The following is a 19,457-nucleotide window of genomic DNA, read 5'->3' on the forward strand; positions in this document are numbered from 1 at the left end:
TCTTGGGGCGGCGGGCGCGCCGGCGCCCCCCCTCCGTCCTGGGGGCGTGTGTTGCGTGGCGTCTTTGGGGTGGGGGGCCGCCCCCCCGCCGGGGGCCCCCCCCACCCCACATCCCGTTTGTCGCTTGTCGTCAGTAACTCAGCCCATGACCGATCGGATACAGCACCCGCGCCGGATCGTCCGCGTGCTGCACGGGCACGGGCAGCAGCCCCCTGGGCCGGACGCGGCCCGCGATCACCCGTGCCGCGCCGCGCAGTTCGACATCCGTCCAGGAGTACGTGGCGAGGGAGGCGGCGACGCCGGAGAGCCGCGCGATGTCGTACGGGTTACGGATCGCGACCGTCACGACCGGCACCCCGGTCGCCGCCAGCGCGCTGACCAGCGTGCGTTGCGAGCTGGTGGCCGAGACGTTGTACGTGGCGACCACGACCGCGTCCTTGCCCCGCGCGCCCGCCACCGCCTCGTCGATCTTCGCGGCGGTCGGCGCCGTACCCGTGGACAGAGCCGTGGCGCTGAAGCCCAGCTCGTTCAGGGCGGTGGCGAGAACCGTGGTCGGCGGCCCGGTCGTCCCGGAGGGCGAGGCCGGATCGGCGCCGACGACCAGGACGTTCCGCTCCCGGCGGCGGCTCAGGGGCAGCAGCCCGCGCTCGTTGGCGAGCAGGGTGGTCGTGGTGTCGGCGATCCGGTCGGCGGCGGCGAGGTGGGCGCGGGTGCCGACCGTACGGTCCACATCGCGGCCGGTGACGTACGGATCGCGGAACAGCCCGAGCCGCTCCTTGAGTTCGAGGATCCGCAGCACCGATTCCTCGATGCGGCGGACGGAGAGTTCGCCGTCCTTGACCGCCGTCAGGACCGCGTTCCAGGCGAGGTCGAGGCGGGGCGGGTTGAGCAGCTGGTCCACGCCCGCCTGGAGGGCGAGGACGGGGACGCGGGCGTCGCCGTACTTCTGCCGTACGCCCTCCATGCCGAGCGCGTCGGTGACCACCACCCCCTCGTAGCCGAGCTGTTCGCGCAGGACGCCGGTGACGATGGGGCGGGAGAGGGTCGCCGGGTCCTCGCTCGGGTCGAGGGCCGGGACGACGATGTGCGCGGTCATGATCGAGGTGACACCGGCGGCGATCGCCGCGCGGAACGGCGGGGCGTCCAGTTCCGTCCACTGCGCGCGCGTGTGGTGGATCGTGGGGAGGGAGTAGTGGCTGTCGTCCTTCGTGTCGCCGTGGCCCGGGAAGTGCTTGGCGGCGGTGGCGATGCCCGCGCTCTGATACCCCGTCACCTGGGCGGCGACCATCCCGGCCACGGCCTGCGGGTCGGCGCCGAAGGACCGTACGCCGATGACCGGGTTGGCCGGGTTGACGTTGACGTCCGCGTCGGGCGCGTAGTTCTGGTTGATGCCCATCGCGGCCAGCTCCGCCCCGGCGATCCGGGCGGCCTCGCGGGCGGCGGAGCGCGAACGGGAGGCGCCGAGCGCCATCGCGCCCGGCAGCAGGGTGGCGGGCTTGCCGACCCGGGCGACGATGCCGTGCTCCTGGTCGGTGGCGACGAGGAGCGGCACGGGGGTGCGCTGGGCCAGGCCGGCCCGCTGGATGCCGTTGGAGAGCCCGGCGATCTGGTGCGGATCGCGGGTGTTGTGCGCCCAGGCGAAGTAGATGATGCCGCCGACGTGGTACGTGGAGATCAGCTCGGCGGCGGTGCGGACACCGATCTCGGCGAGGTTGGCGTCGATGTCGGCCTGGTCGGGAGCGGTGGCGGAGTGCCCGTACACCCGCATGACGAAGAGCTGGCCGACCTTCTCCTCCAGGCTCATCCGGGCGACGAGGCGGCGGAGCCGGTCACGGGCGGCGACGGGGGTGCGGGCGGCGACGGGGGGCGCGGCAGCGGCTGTGGTGGTAACGGCAGCCGCCGCTACGGCGGTTGCGGTGAGGAGGGTGCGTCTGGAGATGGTCCGGTCGTGCACAGGTGCTCCTTCCGGCCGTGTGCTGCGAGGGAAGTGAAGGAAACTTCCAGGGATTCACGGTTATCCGGAAAGTAACTGCCGGTCAAGAGATCTGCCACCCAAGCCGTTCGGCGAGCCCTACGGGGCCTGCGGAACCGGTTCCGGTACGACGGCCGGGGCGGCGAGGGCGGTGGGCGCCGCGAGGGCGGCGGGGCCGGTGGGCGCGGCAGGGGCGGCAGGGGCGGCGACGCTTGGCCAGTGGCGCCGCAACGCGTCCACCGCCGCCGTGACGGCCGGGCGTCGCGCGGCGCCGGTGCGCCACAGGGCGTACAGCCGGCGCATCGGAACCGGGTCCAGGGCGACCGCCCGTACCCCCTCGGGCAGCGGCCCGCGCCCCAGCCGGGGGAGCAGGGCGACGCCGAGCCCGGCCGCCACCAGGGCGAGCTGGGTGTGGTTCTCCTCGGCCTGGTGCGCGAGATCCGGCTCGCAGCCGGCCGCCCGCAGCGTGCGGACCAGCCAGTCGTGGCAGACCGTGCCCGGAGGCTGGCAGATCCAGCGCTCGCCCGACAGGTCCTCCCTGCGTATGGAGGAACGCGCCGCCAGGGGATGCGAGGCATGGACGAGCAGGTCGCAGGGGTCCTCCCCGATCACCGCCTGCTCCACCCCCTCGGGGGCGGGCAGCGGGGCGATGTCCCAGTCGTGGGCGACGGCGAGGTCGAGGGCGCCCCGGGCGACCAGGTCGACGGAGAGGTGCGGGTCGATCTCGCGGAGCCGGACGTCGAGGGTGGGGTGGAGCGTGGCCAGCTCCGCCAGCACACCGGGGAGCAGCCCGCGCGCCGAGGTGGCGAACGCGCCGACGACGAGCCGCCCGGTCGGCTGTCCCCTGCGTTCCTCCAGGGAGGTCTCGGCGCGCTCGACGATGGCGAGGAGTTCCTCGGCGGTGGCGGCGAGATGCCGGGCCTCGTCCGTGAGCGCGACCCCGCGCCCGCGCCGCTCCAGCAGGGTCGTGCGGGTCTCCCGCTCCAACTTGGTGATCTGCTGCGACACGGCCGAGGGGGTGTAGCCGAGGGCGGAGGCGGCGGCCGCCACGGAGCCGTGCACGGAGACGGCGTGCAGGGCGCGCAGCCGGGCCAGATCGAGCATGGTCGCCTCCCGGGAAGCGGAATCGTCGGCAAAAGCGTAAGTAACGCTCAATTCAATCATCGGTGGATTCGTACGGCCGCTACACGGTCGAGGCCGATTCGACGGAGCCGACGACGGCCACGGCCTCCGGTGCCCGCCGGAACGCGTGCCGGTACGCGTGCGGGCTCGTCCCCACGAGGCGCTTGAAACGGTCACGGAAGGCGGTCGGCGAGCCGAAGCCGACCCGCGAGGCGATCCGGTCGACGGGGTGCCCGGTCGTCTCCAGCAGATACTGCGCCTCACGGATCCGGGCCCGGTGCAGCCACTGGAGCGGCGTGGTCCCGGTCTGCTCGCGGAAGCGCCGGTTGAGGGTACGGGTGCTCATGCCGGCCCGGTCGGCGATGTCGTCGAGCGTCAGATCCTGTCCCGCGTTCTCCTCCAGCCAGTGCAGCAGTGGTTCCAGGGCCGACCCCTGGGGTGCCGGGGGCCGGGGGTGGACGATGAACTGGGCCTGCCCGCCGTCGCGTTCGAGCGGCATCACGGACAGCCGCGCGGCGTCGGCCGCCACCGCCGAACCGTGGTCCCGCCGGATGAGATGGAGACAGAGATCGAGCCCCGCGGCGGCCCCGGCCGAGGTCAGGAACTGCCCGTTGTCCACGTACAGCACCGCGGCGTCCACCTCGACCGCGGGATACCGCTCGGCCAGCATCGGGGCGGCGACCCAGTGCGTGGTGGCCCGCAACCCGTCCAGCAGCCCGGTGGCGGCCAGCGTGAACGCCCCGGCGCAGATCGAGACGATACGGGCGCCCCCGGCCGCCGCCCGCCGCAGCGCGTCCAGGACCTCCTCCGGCACGGGCGCGGTCGGATCGGCGACCCCCGGCAGCACGATGGTGTCGGCTTCGGCGAGCGCCTCCAGCCCCCACGGCGCCCGCAGCGTGAAGACCCCGGCGTCGACCTCCTCGCCCGCGCCGCCCGCGGCGCAGATCCGTACCTCGTAGGCGGCGCTGCCGTCGGGCAGCCGGGTACGGGAGAAGACCTCGATGGGGGTGGCGAGGTCGAAGGCGATGACTCCGTCGAGCGCGAGGACAGCCAAGGTGTGCATGGCAAGAACGTAGAGGGCCAACGGATTGTCGCCACTTCCGGGTGCCCCGGCCGCGCCTTCTGCCCTGATCGCGTCTTCTGCCCCAGGTGCTCCTGGCGCCTCCGGTGGCGTGGCAGTAATCCGTTGGCGCCTGGCACTCCGGCCACTGTCCGGGGTTCCGGCGGCTGACTAGCGTCGGCAGCGGCGCCCCGCCGACGGTGCGGGCCTCCTGACACCCCGAAGGCGCCCGCCCACTCCGCCCACTTCACCCACCCTGCCCGACCCGCACCCATCGCCCCGGCGCTCGCCGGCCACATCCGACGGACCACAGTCATGACCAAGCTGCTCCTCTCCCTGCATGTCATCGCGGCGATCGTCGCCATAGGCCCGGTCACGGTGGCGGCCAGCATGTTCCCGCCCGCCGTCCGCCGCGCGAGTGCCGCACCGGGCGACCGGGACGCCTGGGCGAATGTCACCGTGCTGCACCGCATCTGCCGCGTGTACGCGGTGGCCGGCGTCGCCGTCCCCGTCTTCGGTTTGGCCACGGCGAAGAACATGGGCGTCCTGGGAGACACCTGGCTGGTCGTCTCCATGGCCCTGACCCTCGTGGCGGCGGTGGTCCTGGGCGCGTTGGTCCTTCCGCGCCAGAGCGCCCTTCTGGAGATGGCGACCCCCGCCGGGAGTCTCGCCCCCGCCGCCTCCGGCGGCTCCGCCCCGCCCGCCGCGGGGGACGAGAACCCGATTGCTGTGCCGAGGTCCGCGACGGCTCAACTCGCCATGTTCACCGGCATCTTCAACCTGCTGTGGGCAGTGGTCACCATCCTGATGATCATCCGGCCCGGCTCGACAACGGGCGCGTGACCGCGGGCCGGTCGCCGCTCAGCGGTTCGTGCGCGTCAGCCTCGCCGGTGTTCGCGTATCAGCCCCTCCAGATAGGCCCGCCCCGGCGCCAGCAGCTCGGGGAGGTCCGCCGCGTGCGGGTACCAGCGCTTCTCGTACTCCCAGCAGACCCAGGTGCTGTCGTCGAGCAGGGCCAGGCACTCGCCCAGCGGCAGCACCCCGGCTCCCAGGGGCAGCGGCGTCCTGTCCTCGGCCGAGGCGATGTCCTTCACCTGGACGTAGCCCAGGTGCGGGGCGAGTATGCCGTGGGTGGTGATCGGGGACTCGCCGCCCAGCCAGGTGTGCATCACGTCCCAGAGCACCCCCACCTGCTGATGTCCGACCGGGCCCAGTACGCGCGCCGCGTCCTTGCCCGTGCGGTGCGAGTCATGGGTCTCCAACAGGATCCGTACGCCGTAGTCCGTGGCCGTCTCCGCGGCGGCGGCCAGCCGCCGCGCCGCCAGGGTGTCCGCCTCGTCGGCGGTCTGGTCGCCGCCGCCGGGGAAGACGCGGATGAACGGGGCGCCGAGATCCCGTGCCAGGGAGAGCAGTTCCTCCAGCTCCTGGCGCAACTGGTCCTCGTCCACGTCCGCCTTGGCCACCCGGGCGTACCCGGCCAGCCCCACTATCTCGATGCCGGCCCGCTCGAACTCCTCGACCACCAGGGCGCGGTCGCGGCGGCCCATGCCCCGGTGCACCGGTTCCTCCGGGTGGGTCCGCAGCTCGACTCCCTGATAGCCGGAGGCGGCGGCGAGGGCGACGACCTCGGGGATGGGCAGGCCCGGGATTCCGAGGGTGGAGAAAGCGAACTTCACTGTGGTGTTCCTTTCTGGCGGGTGGTGGCTCCTTCCTTGAGGAGAAGGTGCCAGTCCTGGCCTATCAGGTCCGCCCCGTACGAGTGGTGCGGTTGCTCTGTGACGAGGGTGAATCCGGCGCGCTGATAGAGGGCGCGGGCGGCGGAGAGGACGTCATTGGTCCAGAGCGTCAGTTGCTCATACCCCGCCGAGCGGGCGAAATCCACCACCGCGCCGATCAGGCGTTCGCCCAGCCCGTGGCCCCGGGCCTCGGGCTCGACCAGGAGCAGCCGGAGTCTGGCGGTCACCGGTCCGCCGTCGTCGCCCCGTATGCCCGGCTCGTCGTCCCGCACGCACATGATCGAGCCCACCGGTATGCCGTCCAGCTCGGCGACCCACACCCGCTCCAGCCGTGGGTCGTGGTGCTGGGCGAAGTCCGCGACGATCCGGGCGACGAGCCCTTCGAACTCCGTGTTGAAGCCGTACTCCGCCGCGTACACCGCCCCGTGGCGCTGCACGATCCAGCCCAGCTCGCCCGGCGCGGGCTCGCGCAGCACGACCGCGCCCCGCCCGCCGGGGGCCTTGGTCCTGTCCGTGCCGAGGATGTCCCGTACCGTACGCATCGCGTCGGCGAGCTCGGGACGGCGCCCCGGCTCGACCCGGTCGAGCAGGGTGCCCACGGCGTCCCGCGAGCGCTCGTCCAGCAGTTCCGCGGTTTCGCGCCCCCGCGAGGTGAGGGTGATCCGCTGCCGCCGCGCGTCCTCCTCGGAGGGGGCGCGGCCGACCAGGCCGTCCCGCTCGAACTTGGTCAGCAGTCTGCTCAGATATCCCGCGTCGAGCGACAGTTCGGCCCGCAGATCGGCCGCGTCGGTCCGCGGTGCGTGCGCCAGCTCGTACAGCACCCGCGACTCGGTGAGGGTGTACGGCGTGTACAGATGCTTGCCGTAGTCGAGTGCACCGATCAGATTCGTGTAAAAGCGGTTGAACTCACGCATTTCCTGCACAGCCATGGCAACCCCATCTCCGGACGCTCGCCGGCCCCCGATCTTTGACTGAGTCAACGCTAGGCCCGGCCGTCGGTGCCCGGCAAGCCTTCTCGGCGCTTTGGCGTCCGCTCGCCAATCAGTGGCCCCCTATAGGTCCGCCGGTCCTGGCCCCTGCCCGTCCGCGGACGGGCAGGCCCGCGCGAGCCCGCCCGCCTGGCCGCCCCGCTGTGCATCCGCCATTCCGCGCGCCCGCGCCCGCGTGTGCCCGCCCGCCCGTCAAGCCCGCCGTCTCAGTCCGCCCGCGGCGGTGCCGTCGACGCCCGCGCCATCAGCTCCGCCGAGATTGTGGTGATCCCGCCCGGCGGCGGCGTCTCCGTGCCCATCGCCAGCCGGCCCGCCCGCGCGCCCGCCTCGTACAGCGGCAGCCGTACGGTCGTCAGCGCCGGGGTGGCGTCCACCGAGAACGGCAGGTCGTCGAAGCCCGCCACCGAGATGTCCTCCGGGATCCGCAGCCCCCGCTCGCGCACCGCCGCGCACGCGCCCAGCGCCACCGTGTCGTTCGCCGCGACCACCGCCGTGAGGTCCGGCGCGCGCCGCAGCAGTTCCAGCGTCGCCTCGTACCCCGACCGGCGGGTGTACGGGCCGTGCACCGTCAGCGGATCCGGCTCCCCGCCGGCGCTCCCCGCGCCGTCGGCACCGTCCCACGCCCCCGCGGCCGCCAGCGCCGCCCGGTGTCCCTCCAGCCGGTGCCGGGTCGTCGTGCGCTCCATCGGTCCGGCGACGTAGCCGATCCTCCGGTGCCCCAGCGCCAGCAGGTGTTCCGTCAGCCGTCGTCCACCGCCCCGGTTGTCGAAGGCCAGCGAGGCGACGGCCGCGTCGCTGCCCGGCAGTGGTGGCCGTCCGCACAGCACCACCCGGGTCCCCGCGTCCGCGAGTTTCGCCAGTTTCGTGGTCATCGCGGCGATGTGGTCGGGGTCTTCGAGCGCCCCGCCGGTGAGCACGACCGCGGCGGCGCGCTGGCGCTGGAGCAGGGTCAGATAGGTCAGTTCGCGCTCGGGTGATCCGCCCGTGTTGCAGACGACGGCCAGCTTCTCGCCGCCCGCGCGCCCGGTCCCCTCCTGCCCGCCGATCTCGGTCTGCGCCGCCCCCGCCATGATCCCGAAGAACGGGTCCGCGATGTCGTTGACGAGGATGCCCACCAGGTCCGAGGTGGCCGCGGCGAGAGAGCTGGCGGGGCCGTTCAGCACGTAGTCCAGGTCGTCGACCGCCCGCAGCACCCGCTCCCGAGTGGCGGCGGCGACCGGGTAATTGCCGTTCAGTACGCGCGAGACGGTGGCGGGTGACACCCGGGCGCGCGCCGCCACATCCGCCAGGGTGACTGTCATCGCATTCCTCCGAGGGGTACGGGTGAGTTTGGGGCGGTGATCGGGCCGGGCTCTTGTCCCGACCGCTGTCGCAGGCTAGCTTCTTACCGGATAGAAAGCGCTTGCTACAGTCAGCGGCCATACGGTCAATCGCTCGCCACGGCTGCCACGGCCATATGGAGGGAACTTCGTGACACGCAGGACAGTGCGGATCGCCATGAACGGCGTCACCGGGCGGATGGGCTACCGACAGCACCTGCTGCGCTCCATCCTCGCCCTCCGCGAACAGGGCGGACTCGACCTCGGGGGCGGCGAGACGCTGTGGCCCGAGCCCGTCCTCGTCGGCCGCCGGGAACACGCCCTCAAAGAGATCGCCGAACGGCACGACCTCACGGAGTGGTCGACCGATCTCGACGCCGTCCTGGAGGACGACACGATCGACATCTACTTCGACGCCCAGGTCACCTCCGCCCGTGTGGAGGCCGTCAAGAACGCGATCGACGCGGGCAAGCACATCTACACCGAGAAGCCGACCGCGACGGACCTCGAAGGCGCCATGGAGCTGGCCCGGCTGGCCCGCACCGCCGGGATCAAGCACGGCGTCGTCCAGGACAAGATCTTCCTGCCGGGACTGCTCAAGCTGAAGCGCCTCATCGACGGCGGGTTCTTCGGCGAGATCCTCTCCGTCAGGGGAGAGTTCGGCTACTGGGTCTTCGAAGGCGACTGGCAGGACGCCCAGCGCCCCTCCTGGAACTACCGCGCCGAGGACGGCGGCGGCATCACCGTCGACATGTTCCCCCACTGGGAGTACGTCCTGCACGAGCTGTTCGGGCGCGTGGCCAGCGTCCAGGCCCACATCACCACGCACATCCCGCAGCGCTGGGACGAGCACGGCAAGCCGTACGCCGCGACCGCCGACGACGCCGCGTACGGCATCTTCGAGCTGGACAGTGGCGCCGTCGCGCAGATCAACTCTTCCTGGGCCGTCCGCGTCAACCGCGACGAACTCGTCGAGTTCCAGGTCGACGGGACCCACGGCTCGGCCGTCGCCGGGCTGCGCCGCTGCCGGGTCCAGCACCGCAGCGCCACCCCCAAGCCGGTCTGGAACCCCGACCTCCCCGCCACCGAGTCCTTCCGCGACCAGTGGCAGGAAGTACCGGACAACGGGGAGTTCGACAACGGCTTCAAGGCGCAGTGGGAGCTGTTCCTGCGCCACGTCGTTCTCGACGAGCCGTACCACTGGGACCTCCTCGCGGGCGCGCGCGGCGTGCAACTCGCCGAACTGGGGCTCCGTTCCTCGGCCGAGGGCCGCCGCTTCGACGTACCGGAGCTGACGCTGTGACCATCAGGCTCCCTTCCCCGGGGGGCGGAACGCGCCCCTATACGCCACGTTCGGAACCGGCCGCCTTCGTAGTGGCCGGTGCGGAGGGCGGGACCGCCCTCGCCTCCCGCAGGGTCTTCTCCGCCGCCCATGTCGTCGCCGACCCGTACGCGGACATCAGCCCCGACGGCCCCGCGGCCGTCGACTGGGACGCCACCCTCGCCTTTCGCCGCCACCTGTGGTCGCACGGTCTCGGGGTCGCCGAGGCCATGGACACCGCGCAGCGTGGCATGGGGCTGGACTGGGCGGGCGCGGCCGAGCTGATCCGCCGCTCCGCCGCCGAGGCGAAGGCGGCCGGCGGCCGGATCGCGTGCGGCGTGGGCACCGACCAACTCGCGCCGGGCCCCCGTTCGCTGGCGGAGGTCAGGGCCGCGTACGAGGAGCAGCTGACGCTCGTCGAGGACACCGGCTCGCAGGCCGTCCTGATGGCGTCCCGTGCCCTCGCCGCCGCCGCGACCACCCCCGACGACTACCTGGACCTCTACGCCCACCTGCTGCGTCAGGCCTCGGAGCCGGTCGTACTGCACTGGCTCGGGCCGATGTTCGACCCCGCTTTGGACGGCTACTGGGGCAGCGCCGATCTCGACGCGGCCACCGAGACCTTCCTCCAGGTCATCTCCGATCACCCCGACAAGGTCGACGGAATCAAGATCTCCCTGCTGGACGCCGAGCGCGAGATCGAGCTGCGCCGCCGGCTGCCGAAGGGCGTGCGCTGCTACACGGGCGACGACTTCAACTACCCCGAGCTGATCGCGGGCGACGACCAGGGCTTCAGCCACGCGCTGCTCGGCATCTTCGATCCGCTGGGGCCGCTGGCGGCGGCGGCCGTACGGGTCCTGGACACCGGCGACACGAAGGGGTTCCGGGAACTCCTCGACCCCACGGTCGAACTGTCCCGTCACCTTTTCCGGACGCCCACCCGCTTCTACAAGACCGGTGTGGTCTTTCTCGCCTGGCTGGCCGGCCACCAGGACCACTTCACGATGGTCGGCGGCCTCCAGTCGGCGCGCTCGCTGCCGCACCTCGCGCGGGCGTACGAACTCGCCGACGGGCTCGGGCTCCTCCCGGACCCCGCGGTGGCCGAGGCCAGGATGAAATCCCTGCTCAGCGTGGGCGGAGTGGAACAGTGAGCGGACCGTTGAACACATCACCCCCAGGCGATCTGTCGCGCTTCAGCATCAACCAGATGACGGTCAGGCAGCTCGGCCTGCCCGAGCTGACCGAGACCTGCGTACGACTCGGGGTGCCGGGCGTGGGGCTGTGGCGCGAGCCCGTCCGGGCGTACGGGACCGAGGCCGCGGCCAAGCTCGTACGGGATGCCGGGCTCGTGGTCACCACGCTCTGCCGGGGTGGGTTCCTCACGGCGATCGATCCGGCCCGGCGGGCCGAGGCGCTGGCCGACAACCGCGCCGCCGTCGACGAGGCGGCGGCCCTGGGCACGGACACCCTGGTGCTGGTCTCCGGCGGCCTCCCCGAGGGCAGCAAGGACCTCCACGGGGCGCGGGAGCGCATCGCGGACGCGCTGGGGGAGCTGGCGCCGTACGCGGCGGAGCGCGGGGTGAGGCTGGCCATCGAGCCGCTGCACCCGATGTTCGCCTCCGACCGCTGTGTGGTCTCCACCCTCGACCAGGCGCTCGACCTGGCGGAACGGTTCCCCGCCGACCAGGTCGGGGTGGCCGTGGACACGTACCACATCTGGTGGGACGACCGGGCCCCCGCGGCGGTCGTCCGGGCCGCGGAGCGCATCTTCACCTTCCAGCTCGCCGACTGGACGACACCGCTCCCGGCCGGGGTGCTGAACGGACGCGGCCAGCTCGGTGACGGCGCGATCAACCTGCGCGCTTGGCGCGAACGGGTCGACGCGGCGGGCTACTCGGGCCCGATCGAGGTGGAACTGTTCAACGACGACCTCTGGCAGCGAGACGGCGTCGAACTCCTCACGGAGGTCGCGGAGCGGTATGTGCGGCACGCGTTGTAGAAAAAAATAACTCTGCGGAACCGTGCAACCCTTCCGGGGTGACGTGAGTCGTATACGTCAACAGGGCTTTCGGGGGATGGATCCGGGGGGATGTGGAAGCCCTGTTGGAGGGGGAGCGCGTGGGGCCCGGTCTGTCGGACCGGGCCCCTTGTAGGGCGTGGCGGTACGCGCCGGCCGGTACGCGGTGGCCCGTGGCGCGGCGTCAGTTGTCCACAGGGCGGCCCCGCTGTCCGAGCCCGGCGGTAGCGTCGGATCATGTCCAGTCCCGCAGTGCTCGAAGCCGTGCTCGAACGGATCACGTACGCGAACGAGGAGAACGGCTACACGGTCGCCCGCGTCGACACCGGCCGCGGCGGCGATCTCCTCACCGTGGTCGGTTCGCTGCTCGGCGCGCAGCCGGGCGAGTCGCTGCGGATGGAGGGCCGCTGGGCCTCGCACCCCCAGTACGGCAAGCAGTTCATGTGCGACAACTACACGACGGTCCTGCCGGCCACGATCCAGGGCATCCGCCGCTATCTCGGCTCCGGTCTCATCAAGGGGATCGGTCCCGTCTTCGCCGACCGGATCGTCGAGCACTTCGGCCTGGAGACGCTGGACATCATCGAGACGGAGCCCAAGCGGCTCGTCGAGGTCCCCGGCCTCGGCCCCAAGCGGACGAAGGCGATCGCGGCGGCCTGGGAGGAGCAGAAGGCCATCAAGGAGGTCATGGTCTTCCTCCAGGGGGTCGGCGTGTCGACCTCCATCGCCGTCCGCATCTACAAGAAGTACGCGGACGCGTCGATCTCCGTCGTCAGGAACGAGCCGTACCGCCTGGCGGCCGACGTGTGGGGGATCGGCTTCCTGACCGCCGACCGGATCGCTCAGGCCGTCGGGATTCCGCACGACAGCCCGGAGCGCGTCAAGGCGGGCATCCAGTACGCGCTGTCGCAATCCACCGACCAGGGGCACTGCTTTCTCCCCGAGGACCAGCTCATCTCGGACGCGGTGAAGCTGCTCACGGTCGACACGGGCTTGGTCATCGAATGCCTCGCCGAACTGGCCGCCGAGGACGAGGGGGTCGTAAGGGAACGGGTGCCGGGGCCCGAGGGCGGGGAGGAGGAGATCAGCGCGGTCTATCTGGTGCCCTTCCACCGCGCGGAGCTGTCGCTCTCCGCCCAGGTGCTGCGACTGCTGCGGACGGGCGAGGACCGGATGCCGGCCTTCCGGGACGTGGCCTGGGACAAGGCGCTCGCGTGGCTGGCCGGGCGTACGGGGGCCGAGCTGGCGCCCGAGCAGCAGCAGGCGGTCCGGCTCGCGCTCACGGAGAAGGTCGCCGTGCTGACGGGAGGGCCGGGGTGCGGGAAGTCCTTCACGGTCCGCTCGATCGTGGAGCTGGCGCGGGCCAAGAAGGCGAAGGTGGTGCTGGCGGCGCCCACCGGGCGGGCGGCCAAACGGCTGGCCGAGCTGACCGGGGCCGAGGCGTCCACGGTCCACCGGCTGCTGGAGCTGCGGCCCGGCGGGGAGGCCGCGTACGACAGGGACCGGCCGCTCGACGCCGATCTGGTGGTGGTCGACGAGGCGTCGATGCTGGATCTGCTGCTCGCGAACAAGCTGGTCAAGGCGGTGGCGCCAGGGGCGCACCTGCTGCTGGTCGGGGATGTGGACCAGCTGCCGTCGGTCGGCGCGGGCGAGGTGCTGCGTGATCTGCTGGCCGAGAGCGGCCCCGTACCGAGCGTCCGGCTCACGCGCATCTTCCGGCAGGCCCAGCAGTCGGGGGTGGTCACCAACGCCCACCGGATCAACTCCGGGAAGCACCCCGTCACGGAGGGGCTGCCCGACTTCTTCCTCTTCGTGGAGGACGAGACGGAGGACGCGGGGCGGCTGACGGTCGACGTGGCGGCGCGCCGGATCCCCGCGAAGTTCGGCCTCGATCCGCGGCGCGACATCCAGGTCCTGGCGCCGATGCACCGCGGTCCGGCCGGCGCGGGCACGCTCAACGGGCTGCTCCAGCAGGCCATCACGCCCGGCCGCCCCGACCTGCCGGAGAAGCGCCTGGGCGGCCGGGTCTTCCGCGTCGGTGACAAGGTCACCCAGATCCGCAACAACTACGAGAAGGGGGAGAACGGGGTCTTCAACGGCACGGTCGGCGTGGTCACCTCGCTCAACCAGGAGGAACAGCGGCTGACGGTGCTGACGGACGAGGACGAGGAGGTGCCGTACGACTTCGACGAGCTGGACGAGCTGGCGCACGCGTACGCCGTGACGATCCACCGCTCCCAGGGCAGCGAATACCCGGCCGTGGTCATTCCGGTCACCATGGGGGCCTGGATGATGCTCCAGCGGAATCTCCTGTACACGGCGGTGACCCGGGCCAAGAAGCTGGTCGTCCTGGTCGGCTCCCGCAAGGCCATAGGCCAGGCGGTCCGTACGGTCTCGGCGGGCAGACGCTGCACCGCCCTCGCCCACCGGCTGACGGTGCGCGGCTGAGTGCGCCGGGCCCGTAGAGGGTACGCGGGCATGGGGTTCCGGGTTCGCGGACTTTCGAAACCGGGGCCAAGCGGGCAGGATGAGCAGGTTGGCGGCACTGAGTGCCGCCAATAGGCCCAATGGTCGACCCCGAGTGCACTCTCCTGAGCCAAATGGGGGATGGTAGAGACAGTCAGGGCACCTCGAAGAAGAGGCACTACGTCGGTGAGGGATGACGTGAGCGAGAAACGCGACAACGCGGTAGTACTGCGGTACGGCGACGGCGAGTACACCTACCCGGTGATCGACAGCACCGTCGGCGATACGGGCTTCGACATCGGGAAGCTTCGTTCTCAGACCGGTCTGGTGACCCTGGACAGCGGCTACGGCAACACCGCCGCCTACAAGTCCGCGATCACCTATCTCGACGGCGAACAGGGCATTCTGCGGTACCGCGGTTACCCGATCGAGCAGCTGGCCGAGCGCTCCAGCTTTGTCGAGGTGGCATACCTGCTGATCAACGGCGAGCTGCCGACGGTCGACGAGCTGGCCTCCTTCAAGAACGAGATCACCCAGCACACGCTCCTGCACGAGGACGTCAAGCGGTTCTACGACGGGTTCCCGCGTGACGCCCACCCGATGGCGATGCTGTCGTCCGTGGTCAGCGCGCTCTCGACCTTCTACCAGGACAGCCACAACCCGTTCGACGAGAAGCAGCGCCACCTCTCGACGATCCGCCTGCTCGCCAAGCTGCCGACCATCGCGGCGTACGCGTACAAGAAGTCGATCGGGCACCCCTTCGTCTACCCGCGCAACGACCTCGGGTACGTCGAGAACTTCCTGCGCATGACCTTCTCGGTCCCGGCGCAGGAGTACGAGCTCGACCCCGTCGTGGTCGCCGCGCTCGACAAGCTGCTGATCCTGCACGCGGACCACGAGCAGAACTGTTCGACCTCCACCGTGCGGCTGGTCGGTTCGTCGCAGGCGAACATGTTCGCGTCGATCTCCGCCGGCATCAGCGCCCTGTGGGGCCCGCTGCACGGTGGCGCCAACCAGTCGGTGCTGGAGATGCTGGAGGGCATCCAGGCGTCCGGCGGCGACGTCGACACCTTCATCCGCAAGGTGAAGAACAAGGAAGACGGCGTGAAGCTCATGGGCTTCGGGCACCGCGTCTACAAGAACTTCGACCCCCGGGCGAAGATCATCAAGGCGGCGGCGCACGACGTCCTGTCGGCGCTCGGCAAGTCCGACGAGCTGCTGGACATCGCGCTCAAGCTGGAGGAGCACGCGCTGGCCGACGACTACTTCGTCGAGCGCAAGCTTTACCCGAACGTGGACTTCTACACGGGTCTGATCTACCGGGCCATGGGCTTCCCGACCGAGATGTTCACCGTGCTCTTCGCGCTCGGCCGGCTTCCCGGCTGGATCGCCCAGTGGCACGAGATGATCAAGGAGCCCGGTTCGCGCATCGGCCGCCCGCGGCAGATCTACACCGGAGAGGTCCTGCGCGACTTCGTCCCGGTCGAGGGCCGCTGACAGCGGATTTCCCAGCGCCGGCCGCGTACAGCGCGCCGGAGTCGTGCAGCCGGAGTCGTACAGAGCGAAAAGCGCCCCGCCGCCGATCCCCCCACGGGTCGGCGAACGGGGCGCTTTCCATATCCCCGGTGCGGATTCCCCCCACGGGATCCGGGCCGGGCGTCTGACGTAACCATCAGCGGCTACTCGGGCGGTCGGACCGGGGTACGTACGGGAGGGCCGCTCAAAGCTCCCCGGTGCACGTGCCCCGGCCAATCGCTAGCACGAGACGTCCCCCAAGACATCCCCTGCGATCCCGTCGAACGTCCCCCAAGACGTTCTTCCGGCATCGTCCTCTTAGACTCGCGAGCAGGCCCGATGGTTACCCCATAATCTATGTGATCTAGATCTCTTTGTGAAGGTCCTGTGGTTCCTGTGAAGGACCTTGGGTGCAAAGAGCTCGCGACCACATAAATGGAGGGTACGCCCAGTCCGGGGCCGGGGTGCGGCCGGATCAGAGCCGGCCGGTCAATTCGTATCCCGCCTCGTCGACCGCGGCGCGTACGGCGGCCTCGTCCAGCGGCGCCTGGGATACCACGGTGACCTCTCCCGTGGCGGCCGCGGCCTGTACGGAGGTGACGCCCTCGATCCCGGAGATCTCGCCGGCGACGGCGCCCTCGCAGTGCCCGCAGGTCATGCCGGTGACCTGGTAGACGGTGGTGACCTGGCTCTTCGTCTCAGCGGTCATGACGTGTCTCCTCTTCGGGGCTCGGGTGTGGCGGTCCATGGCAGGCCGGGGGTACGTGGGTGCGTACGCCCCGACCCGTATCTGAACTGTACCCCTAGGGGGTATGAAAACGAAGCCTCGGGCCCGCCGGGCCGCTCAGTGCGCGGATGCCGGCGCGTCCGCGCGGCAGGCGAGCCCCGAGCCCTCGGCGAGCGGTTCCAGGTAGCGGAAGAGGACCCGCTTCAGCTCGGTCGTGTACGCGTCCCGCTCGGCGGGGTCGGCGGTCATGATCAGGATCAGGCCCGCCTTGAACACGGTGAAGAGCATCTGCGCGACCCGGTCGGTGTCCGTCTTCGGCACGTCGGGGAGGTAGGCGCCGAGGATGTCCTCCACGCGGGTGAGCATCGACGAGTGCAGCGCGTCGTGCTCCTGGGTGACCTGGCCGGGGATGTCGGGGCCGTGCATCAGGACCGCGAAGGCCGGATTCTCCCGGTTGAACTGGATCAGGGGGTCGATGACGGCGTCCAGCAGCCGGTCGAGCGGCAGGGCCAGGTGGGTCGGCGTGAGCGCCTGGCCGTAGGTCTCGCGCCAGCGCGTCAGGAGCTGGTCGCCCAGCTCGACGGCGATGGCCTCCTTGTTCGGGAAGAACTGGTAGAGCGTGCCGGGTGACACGCCCGCCTCCCGGGCGATGGAGTTGGTGCTGGCCGCGGTGTAGCCGTTCGCGCAGAAGACGCTGGCCGCCGCGTCGAGGAGCTGGGCGATACGGCGCTCTCCGCGGGCCTGTCGGCGGCGCGGTCGGACCGGCCCGGAGGTCGGGTCCTGGGTCGGCTCCGGCATGGCTGTCCACAGCCTTCCTGGCTCGGTTGACAAACGCGAGCGGTGACTCGCATTCTTGGTCAATGCGAGCGAGGACTCGTGTTTGCCAAGTCTATGGCAACGGCTGACCCGTGCCACGGGTCACGGTGAAGGGGACACCGCACCATGTCCGAAGTCAACACTGGCCCGCGCCCGGGGGGCTGGACCCGGTTCGTCACCGCGCGACCGCGGCTCTCGCTGCTGATCGCGCTGGTGATCACGGCCCTCGCCGTCGTCGCGGGCAGCGGTGTCGCCGACCGGATGAGCAACGGGGGCTGGGAGGACCCGGGCGCGGAGTCCACGTACGCGACCAAGGCGCTGGAGCGGGAGTTCCCCGCCTCCCAGCCCAATCTCCTGCTCCTGGTCGACAGCGGGAGCCGGAGCGTCGACGACCCCGCCGTGGCCGCGGAGGCCAAGCGGCTCACCGACCGCCTCGCGGCCGAGAAGGGAATCATCGGGGTCGGCTCCTACTGGCGGACCGAATCGCCCGCGCTGCGCTCCGCGGACGGCAGGGAAGCGCTGATCGCGGCGCGGATCGAGGGGGACGAGACGGCCGCCTTCAAGGTCCTGGACCGCATCACCCCGGAATTCCGCGGCGAGCAGGGGACGCTGAAGGTCTCCGTCGGCGGCCCCGTCGCCGTGCGGAGCGAGATGCAGAGCACCATCCAGGAAGATCTGCTGCGGGCCGAGCTGATCGCCCTGCCGGTGACACTCGTCCTGCTCGTCATGGTCTTCGGCAGCGCGGTCGCCGCCATGCTCCCGCTCGGCCTGGGCGTCGTCGCCATCCTGGGGACCAACGCCCTGCTGCGCGGCCTCACGGAGCTGACCGAAGTCTCGATCTTCGCCCAGAACCTCACCACGGCCCTCGGGCTCGGACTGGCCATCGACTACGCCCTGTTCATCGTCCGCAGATTCCGGGAGGAGCTGGCGGACGGCGCCGAGGTACGGGACGCCGTGGGCACCACGCTGCGGACCGCCGGCCGCACGGTGCTGTTCTCGGCGCTGACCGTGGCCGTGTCCCTGGCCGCCATGATGGTCTTCCCGCAGCCCTTCCTGCGCTCCTTCGCCTACGCGGGCATCGCGGTCGTCCTGCTGGCCGCCGCGGCGGCCCTGGTCCTGCTGCCCGCCGCCCTGATGCTGCTGGGGCACCGGGTCAACGCACTGGACCTGCGGAAGCTGCTGCGCCGCGGGCGCGGCGGAACGGGGGAGGGGAAGACCGGGAAGACCGGAGAGGCCGAGGAGCCGGGGGCCGGTTGGGGACGTATGGCCGCGCTGGTGATGCGGCGGGCCCCGTTCTTCGCCATCGCCACGGCGGCGGGACTGATCGTGCTCGGGCTGCCCTTCCTGGGAGCCAAATTCGGTACCGCCGACCACCGTCAGCTGCCCCCGGGTGCCGACTCCCGTGTGGTCCAGGAGGAGATACAGCGCGCCTTCCCCGGTAGCCCCGGCGGCGGCCTGGAGGTGCTGGCGGAGGGCGCCGCCACCCCCGCCGAGTACGCCGACTACCGCACCCGGACAGCCGCCCTGCCCGGCGTGACACGGGTCGACGGACCGGTGCCCGGCCCCTCCGGCGAACACGCGTACTTCGCGGTGGCGCTCAAGGGCGAAGCAGTGGGGGAGGGGGCGCAGGAGCTCGTGCGGGACATCCGTGCCGAACCGGCCGCGTTCGACACCTCGGTGACCGGCACCGCCGCCGTCCTGGTCGACTCCAAGGACGCCATAGCCGAGCAGCTGCCCTGGGCCCTGGCCATCATCGTCCTGGTCACCCTGCTCCTGGTCTTCCTGCTCACCGGCAGTGTGCTGATACCGGTCCAGGCGGTCGTGCTCAACGCCCTCAGCCTCACGGCGATGTTCGGGGCGACGGTCTGGATCTTCCAGGACGGCCACCTGTCGGGGGTGCTCGGCTTCACCGCCACCGGGGACATGGAGACCACCCTGCCGGTGCTGATGTTCTGTGTCGCCTTCGGGCTCTCCATGGACTACGGAGTCTTCCTGCTCTCCCGGATCAAGGAGGAGTACGACCGCGGCGGAGACCATGAGCACGCCGTCTCGTTCGGCCTGCGCCGGACCGGCGGACTGATCACCGCCGCCGCCGTGATCCTCGCAGTCGTCATGGTGGCGATAGGCACCTCGCGGGTCGCCAACACCAAGATGCTGGGCCTCGGTCTCGCGCTCGCCGTACTGATGGACGCGATGGTCGTACGCAGCCTGCTGGTGCCCGCGGTGATGAAGCTGACCGGAAAGGCCACCTGGTGGGCCCCGGGGCCGCTGCGCCGCTTCCACGAGCGGTTCGGGCTGAGCGAGGGCGAGTCGCGGCCGGCCGCCGGAGGACCGGCGGAGCCCCCGGTCCGCGACCGGGACCAGGACCGGGACCCGGCGGGCGTCTGAGCCGCCAGG

15 protein-coding genes are annotated in these 19,457 nt (G+C 71.3%); 7 read left to right on the plus strand and 8 right to left on the minus strand.

All coding sequences use genetic code 11. The annotated features are described in order from the left end of the window. Positions 1-130: 130 nt before the first annotated feature. From ACFTZC_RS07270 to ACFTZC_RS07280, 3 genes are all read right to left on the minus strand, one after another. Complete coding sequence (locus ACFTZC_RS07270) at positions 131-1,954, minus strand: glycoside hydrolase family 3 protein (protein WP_382887656.1); 1,824 nt, start codon at positions 1,952-1,954, stop codon at positions 131-133. A 117-nt stretch (positions 1,955-2,071) separates the two neighbouring features. Next, a complete protein-coding gene (locus ACFTZC_RS07275) occupies positions 2,072-3,076 on the minus strand; it encodes a LysR family transcriptional regulator (RefSeq protein WP_382887658.1) in 1,005 nt (334 codons plus the stop codon). Between the two features lie 79 nt (positions 3,077-3,155). Beyond that, entirely contained in the window at positions 3,156-4,157 is a 1,002-nt protein-coding gene (locus ACFTZC_RS07280) for a GlxA family transcriptional regulator (protein WP_382887660.1), read from the minus strand. Between the two features lie 312 nt (positions 4,158-4,469). On the opposite strand from ACFTZC_RS07280, the gene ACFTZC_RS07285 reads away from it, so the two are divergent. Next, on the plus strand, positions 4,470-4,997 hold the full coding sequence (locus ACFTZC_RS07285) for a hypothetical protein (RefSeq protein WP_382887662.1): 528 nt from the start codon (positions 4,470-4,472) through the stop codon (positions 4,995-4,997). 35 nt (positions 4,998-5,032) lie between these two features. Here the strand turns inward: ACFTZC_RS07285 and ACFTZC_RS07290 are convergent, their stop codons facing one another. The 3 genes from ACFTZC_RS07290 to ACFTZC_RS07300 form a co-directional block, all read right to left on the minus strand. Then, positions 5,033-5,830, minus strand: a complete 798-nt coding sequence (locus ACFTZC_RS07290; RefSeq protein ID WP_382887664.1) for a sugar phosphate isomerase/epimerase family protein — start codon at positions 5,828-5,830, stop codon at positions 5,033-5,035. After that, positions 5,827-6,819: a GNAT family N-acetyltransferase gene (locus tag ACFTZC_RS07295; RefSeq protein WP_382887666.1), complete on the minus strand. Its 993-nt coding sequence runs from the start codon at positions 6,817-6,819 to the stop codon at positions 5,827-5,829. Before ACFTZC_RS07295 ends, ACFTZC_RS07290 begins: the two co-directional genes overlap by 4 nt. Before the next feature lie 266 nt (positions 6,820-7,085). After that, positions 7,086-8,180, minus strand: a complete 1,095-nt coding sequence (locus ACFTZC_RS07300) for a LacI family DNA-binding transcriptional regulator (RefSeq protein WP_365814324.1) — start codon at positions 8,178-8,180, stop codon at positions 7,086-7,088. A 169-nt stretch (positions 8,181-8,349) separates the two neighbouring features. Here ACFTZC_RS07300 and ACFTZC_RS07305 point away from each other — a divergent pair, with 169 nt between their 5' ends. The 5 genes from ACFTZC_RS07305 (at position 8,350) to ACFTZC_RS07325 (ending at position 15,499) form a co-directional block, all read left to right on the plus strand. After that, entirely contained in the window at positions 8,350-9,501 is a 1,152-nt protein-coding gene (locus ACFTZC_RS07305) for a Gfo/Idh/MocA family protein (protein ID WP_382887669.1), read from the plus strand. Next, positions 9,498-10,670, plus strand: coding sequence for a dihydrodipicolinate synthase family protein (locus ACFTZC_RS07310; protein WP_382887670.1), 1,173 nt, complete (start codon positions 9,498-9,500; stop codon positions 10,668-10,670). The genes ACFTZC_RS07305 and ACFTZC_RS07310 overlap by 4 nt, the downstream gene beginning before the upstream one ends. Before the next feature lie 56 nt (positions 10,671-10,726). Beyond that, positions 10,727-11,518 (plus strand): sugar phosphate isomerase/epimerase family protein, encoded by a 792-nt coding sequence (locus ACFTZC_RS07315; protein WP_382887671.1) that lies wholly within the window; start codon positions 10,727-10,729, stop codon positions 11,516-11,518. 255 nt (positions 11,519-11,773) lie between these two features. After that, positions 11,774-13,984, plus strand: a complete 2,211-nt coding sequence (locus ACFTZC_RS07320; RefSeq protein WP_382887673.1) for an ATP-dependent RecD-like DNA helicase — start codon at positions 11,774-11,776, stop codon at positions 13,982-13,984. 216 nt (positions 13,985-14,200) lie between these two features. Then, positions 14,201-15,499, plus strand: a complete 1,299-nt coding sequence (locus tag ACFTZC_RS07325) for a citrate synthase (protein WP_382887675.1) — start codon at positions 14,201-14,203, stop codon at positions 15,497-15,499. A 493-nt stretch (positions 15,500-15,992) separates the two neighbouring features. Here the strand turns inward: ACFTZC_RS07325 and ACFTZC_RS07330 are convergent, their stop codons facing one another. Then, complete coding sequence (locus ACFTZC_RS07330) at positions 15,993-16,226, minus strand: heavy-metal-associated domain-containing protein (RefSeq protein WP_382887677.1); 234 nt, start codon at positions 16,224-16,226, stop codon at positions 15,993-15,995. A 135-nt stretch (positions 16,227-16,361) separates the two neighbouring features. After that, positions 16,362-17,042 carry a TetR family transcriptional regulator gene (locus ACFTZC_RS07335; RefSeq protein ID WP_382887679.1) on the minus strand — a complete coding sequence of 227 codons (681 nt, stop codon included), beginning with the start codon at positions 17,040-17,042 and terminating at the stop codon, positions 16,362-16,364. Positions 17,043-17,186: 144 nt separating this feature from the next. Here ACFTZC_RS07335 and ACFTZC_RS07340 point away from each other — a divergent pair, with 144 nt between their 5' ends. Then, a complete protein-coding gene (locus tag ACFTZC_RS07340) occupies positions 17,187-19,448 on the plus strand; it encodes an MMPL family transporter (protein WP_382887681.1) in 2,262 nt (753 codons plus the stop codon). The last annotated feature ends 9 nt before the right edge of the window (positions 19,449-19,457 follow it).

The sequence above is a fragment of the Streptomyces sp. NPDC056987 genome, assembly GCF_042673865.1.
Taxonomy (GTDB): domain Bacteria; phylum Actinomycetota; class Actinomycetes; order Streptomycetales; family Streptomycetaceae; genus Streptomyces.